This window comes from Mesorhizobium sp. M4A.F.Ca.ET.020.02.1.1, from assembly GCF_004022645.1.
Taxonomy (GTDB): domain Bacteria; phylum Pseudomonadota; class Alphaproteobacteria; order Rhizobiales; family Rhizobiaceae; genus Mesorhizobium.
On sequence record NZ_RZOI01000442.1, the window covers coordinates 1 to 5175 of the forward strand.

The 5175-nt window shown below is 63.6% G+C and carries 4 protein-coding genes and 1 pseudogene; 3 read left to right on the forward strand and 2 right to left on the reverse strand.

What is annotated here, in order from left to right:
- Window positions 1-365, reverse strand: a pseudogene (locus tag EN742_RS23520) (alanine dehydrogenase); the annotation flags it as partial.
- Window positions 366-523: 158 nt separating this feature from the next.
- On the opposite strand from EN742_RS23520, the gene EN742_RS23525 reads away from it, so the two are divergent.
- Window positions 524-997 carry an Lrp/AsnC family transcriptional regulator gene (locus EN742_RS23525; protein WP_126054644.1) on the forward strand — a complete coding sequence of 158 codons (474 nt, stop codon included), beginning with the start codon at window positions 524-526 and terminating at the stop codon, window positions 995-997.
- A 6-nt stretch (window positions 998-1003) separates the two neighbouring features.
- Here the strand turns inward: EN742_RS23525 and EN742_RS23530 are convergent, their stop codons facing one another.
- Window positions 1004-1663, reverse strand: a complete 660-nt coding sequence (locus EN742_RS23530) for a 5-formyltetrahydrofolate cyclo-ligase (protein ID WP_127407250.1) — start codon at window positions 1661-1663, stop codon at window positions 1004-1006.
- Between the two features lie 174 nt (window positions 1664-1837).
- Between EN742_RS23530 and EN742_RS23535 the strand changes: the two genes are divergently transcribed.
- Entirely contained in the window at window positions 1838-3103 is a 1266-nt protein-coding gene (locus EN742_RS23535; protein WP_128333339.1) for an NAD(P)/FAD-dependent oxidoreductase, read from the forward strand.
- 141 nt (window positions 3104-3244) lie between these two features.
- Window positions 3245-5175, forward strand: a 1931-nt coding sequence (locus tag EN742_RS23540; RefSeq protein ID WP_128333340.1) for a bifunctional 2',3'-cyclic-nucleotide 2'-phosphodiesterase/3'-nucleotidase, incomplete at its 3' end; no start/stop codon positions are given.

A 5175-nucleotide genomic window follows, 5' to 3' on the forward strand; every position in this document is an offset into this window, starting at 1 on the left:
TCGGTGACGGTCTCATAGGCGATTGCCGTGACGCCTGAGGCCAGCAGGCCCTTGGTCTGTTCCGGATCCGGAGCGAGGTGGAGATAGGTATAGAGGATCTGGCCGTCGCGCAGCTGAACCCACTCGTTGGGCTGCGGTTCCTTGACCTTGACGATCATGTCGGACTTGGCGAACACGTCGGCGGCCGTCTTGGCGATGGTCGCGCCGGCGGCACGATAGGCGTTGTCGTCGGCGCCGATGCCGGCGCCCGCGCCGGTCTCGACCAGCACTTCATGGCCATGCGCGACATATTCGCGGACCGAGCCCGGCGTCAGGCCGACGCGATATTCGTGGTTCTTGATTTCCTTGGGGCAACCGACGCGCATTTTCTGTCTCCTGATCCGGCCCTTTGCGGGCGCGTTCCCTGTATTTGTGGAGTGAACCATGAATCGGCTCGCAGGTGTTTGCGAATGCGCTTGCCTGAACCGGCATGCTTCGATAATTGTTGCGCAAAATATCAATATTTTCGCAGGAAACACGAAAAATGCCGCTCGACAGGATTGATATCGCCATTCTGGAGGCTTTGCAGAAAGATGGCCGGATACCCAACGCGGCACTTGCCGAGAAGGTCGGCCTGTCGCAATCGGCTTGCTCGCGCAGGCTCGACAATCTGGAGAAGTCGGGCACCATCCGCGGCTATCACGCGCGGCTCTCCAACGCCGCGCTCGGCCACCAGATGACGGCGATCGTGCATATATCGCTGTCGGGGCAGTTCGAGAAGACGCTGTCGGATTTCGAGGCGGCGATCAAGCGCTGCCCGAACGTGCTGTCCTGCCATCTGATGTCTGGCGAATACGATTACATCCTGCGCATCGCCGCGAAGGATCTGGTCGACTACGAACGCATTCACAAGGAATGGTTGTCGGCCATGCCGCATGTGACGAAGATCAATTCGTCCTTCGCGCTGCGCGAGATCGTCGACCGGACGGCCGTCGGCTTGCGGCCGGAGATGGCCTAGCTGCCGCTAAGCGCCAGCGGCCTCCGTCACCACCTTGCTCATCGGAATGTCGTGCGGCTGCGGATAGATGGTCGGGATGCGTTGCAATTCGTAGCCGACGCCGATTACCAGCGGCCTGAACGGCATCGCCGCCAGCGTGCGATCGAAGAAGCCGCCGCCGTAACCAAGTCGATACTTGCCTGGGTCGATGCCGACGATCGGCGAGATGACGATGTCTGGCAGCACCGGATCGCCTTCCGCCGGAATCGGGATGTTCCAGACTCCCTTTTCCAGCCGGTCGCCCGGCCTATAGGCGCGGAACACCAGCGGCTGCCCTTTCTCGATCACGACCGGCAGTGCGGTCCGCCCGCCGCGTTCGTTGATCGACGCCATCCAGGGCCGCAGATCCGGCTCGCCGCGAAAAGGCCAGTAGAGGCTGACCATGCGGCCGCCAATATCGCCGACCAGAGCGTCGAGGCCTACGGCGATGCGCGTCGACATCGCCGCGCGGGCATCGGCGGAGACTGCAAGCCGCGCCGCGATCAGCCTCTCGCGCTCGGCCTTGCGCCAGCGTCTGACATCGCTCCAGTCGGTGAGCGGCACCCTGAATTCCGGGTCGAGTTCATGCATGAAACAGGGCGGGGAGGCGTATTGGGCCGGGCCTTGCTCGTCGCGATCGTCAGCCATGCTGCGCTCCTGTCGTTCCAGCCATGAGGCTATACCTCGTGCCAACCGGTCGACATGTGCATTCACGACATCCGGCGGCGAGTCCCGGGCAATTGGACGGTCTTCCCGCTATTGTTGCAATGCACAATAATACCTAGATTGGGTCGGGTGGATTTTGCTTGGCGAGGTAAGTGAATGAACGAAGCCAGCCATCATGTCGTGGTCGTCGGCGCCGGGTTCGGTGGCCTGGAATTGACCCATGCGCTGGCCGGCGCGCCGGTGCGCATCACCATGATCGACAAGCGCAACCATCATTTGTTCCAGCCGCTGCTCTACCAGGTGGCGACCACCTCGCTGGCGACCTCCGAGGTTGCCTGGCCGATCCGTCATCTGCTGCGCAAGCGCAAGAACGTGACGACGCTTCTGGGCAACGTCACCGGCGTCGACCGCGCCGGCAGGCGCGTGCTGCTCGAGGACGGCGGCTCGGTTGCCTTCGACACGCTGGTGCTCGCCACCGGTGCGCGCCACGCCTATTTCGGCCATGACGAATGGGAGCCGTTCGCACCCGGGCTGAAGACGCTTGAGGATGCCACCACGATCCGCCGTCGCATCCTGCTCGCCTTTGAGCAGGCGGAGCGCGAAACCGATGTGGCGAGGCGCCAGGCGCTGCTGACGCTGGCCATCGTCGGTGGCGGGCCGACCGGCGTCGAACTTGCCGGCACCATCGCGGAACTCGCGCATGACACGCTGCGCGACGAATTCCGCAACATCGACACCAGGCAGACGCGCGTGGTGCTGATCGAGGCCGGCGATCGCATCCTCGCCAACTTCGCGCCGGCGCTCTCCGCCTATGCCCAGACGGCGCTGGAGCGGCTTGGCGTCACGGTCGAGCTCGGACGAGCGGTCACTGAGCTGGATGCGGACAGCGTTATCTTTGGCGATAAGCGCCTGCCGGCAAAGACAATCCTATGGGCCGCCGGCGTTGCCGCATCGCCGGCGGCGGAATGGCTGGGGGCGAACGCCGACCGTGCGGGCAGGGTGCTGGTCGAGCCCGATCTCACCGTGCCGGGCAGCCCGGAAATCTTCGTCATCGGCGACACCGCGCATGTGTTGCGCCCGGACGGGACACCGGTGCCGGGCGTGGCACCGTCCGCCAAGCAGGAGGGGCGTCACGTCGCCGCGACGATCAAGGCGCGGCTCGCCGGCATGTTGATAGCGGAAGGGACGCGAAGTCGTATCGCCGGCGACCTGGCGACCATCGGCAAGCGCGCGGCCGCGATCGACTTCGGCTGGATCAAGCTCACCGGTTGGCTTGCCTGGTGGCTCTGGGGCGTGGCGCACATCTATTTCCTGATCGGTTTCCGCAACCGGCTCGCGGTCTCGCTTAGCTGGCTATGGATCTACTTCACCGGCCAGCGCAGCGCGCGGCTGATCACCCAGGGCGACGACGACAAGGGCTGACGTCGCGCCGGCATCCGTTTCATCGACACGTCACCTTGTCGTGATCGACAGGCCTTTCAATGGACATGGACTTAGACCTCCTTCACCGGCAAGCTCCGCGCTCGCTGGCAGGGGTGTCGCGTTGTCGAAGAGGAGAAAACAATGTCACGACTGCCCGTCTCCCGTCGCGAATTCCTGGCCGGCGCCGCCGCCACCGGGGCGCTGATCATGCTGCATCCCTTCTCCGCCCGGGCCGCGGCCAATCAGGCGCATCTGAGGATCATGGAGACGACCGACATCCACGTGAACGTGCTGCCCTATGACTACTACGCCGACAAGGCGAACGACACGATGGGCCTGTCACGCACCGCCTCGCTGATCGACGCGGTTCGCAAGGAAGCCACCAATGCGATGCTGATCGACAATGGCGACCTTCTGCAGGGCAACCCGATGGGCGACTACGTCGCCTACGAGAAGGGCCTGAAGGATGGCGACCTGCATCCGATCATGAAGGGCATGAACCTGCTCGGCTACGAATGCTCGACGCTCGGCAATCACGAATTCAACTACGGCCTGTCGTTCCTGGACAAGGTGCTGGCCGGCGCCAATTTTCCCTTCGTCTGCGCCAACCTGATCCGCGGCACGACGCTTGCCGCCAACCCGCGCGACGACAGGCTCTACCTCAAGCCCTATGTCATCCTCGACAGGAAGATCAAGGACGGGTCGGGCGCCGAGCAGCCGATCAGGATCGGCATCATCGGCTTCGTCCCGCCGCAGATCATGGTCTGGGACCTGAAGAACCTCGAAGGCAATGTGAAAACGCGCGACATCGTCGAGGCGGCCAAGGCCTGGGTGCCCGAGATCAGGGAGGCGGGGGCCGACATCGTGATTGCGCTCTCCCATTCCGGCATCGACATCAAGCAGGGCGAGATGATGGAGAATGCCTCCTTCTTCGTCGCCGGCGTCGACGGCATCGACGCCGTCTTCACCGGCCACCAGCATCTCGTCTTTCCCGGCAAGAAGGATTTCCAGGCGCTGGACGGTGTCGATACCGGCAAGGGCACGCTGCAGGGCAAGCCGGCGGTGATGGGCGGCTTCTGGGGCTCGCATATGGGCCTTATCGATCTGCTTCTGGAGCGCGACGGCTCGAAGTGGAGGGTGGTTTCCGCGACGTCCGAGGCGCGGCCGATCTATGAGCGGGTCGACAGCAAGAACAAGGCGACGGTTGGCGACGACCGGCGCATCATCGCCGCGCTCGAACAGGACCATGAGGCGACGCTCGCCTATGTGCGCCGCCCCGTCGGCAAGACCTCGGCGCCGTTCTATTCCTATTTCGCCCTCGTCGCCGACGATCCGTCGGTGCAGATCGTCAACCAAGCGCAGAGCTGGTATCTCAAGGACATACTGAAGAGCACGCAATGGAAGGACGTGCCGCTGCTCTCGGCGGCGGCGCCCTTCAAGGCCGGCGGACGCAGCGGCGCCGACTACTACACCGACGTGCCGGTGGGCGACATCGCCATCAAGAACGTCGCCGACCTCTATCTCTATCCCAACACCGTGCGGGCCGTCGAAATCACCGGCGCGCAGGTCAAGGAATGGCTGGAGATGTCGGTCGGCATCTTCAACCGGATCGAACCGGGCAGGGCCGACCAGCCACTCATCAACACCGACTTCCCATCCTACAATTTCGACGTGATCGACGGCGTCGCCTACAGGATAGACCTGTCGCAGCCGCCGAAATACGATGCCAAGGGCGGGCTGGCGAATGCCGGATCCAGCCGCATCGTCGACCTGATGTTCGACGGCAAACCGATTGATCCTGCACAGAAATTCGTCGTTGCAACCAACAACTACCGCGCCGGCGGCGGCGGCAATTTCCCGGACATAAACGCTTCGAAGATCATCTATGAGGCGCCGGACACCAACCGCGACGTGATCGTGCGCTATGTCATCAGCGAGGGCACGATCAATCCGTCGGCCGACGGCAACTGGTCGTTCGCGCCGCTGCCTGGAACCAGCGTGGTGTTCGAGACTGGGCTCAGGGCAAAGGATTTCATCGCAGAGGTGAAGTCGCTGAAGATCGAGCCGGCGGG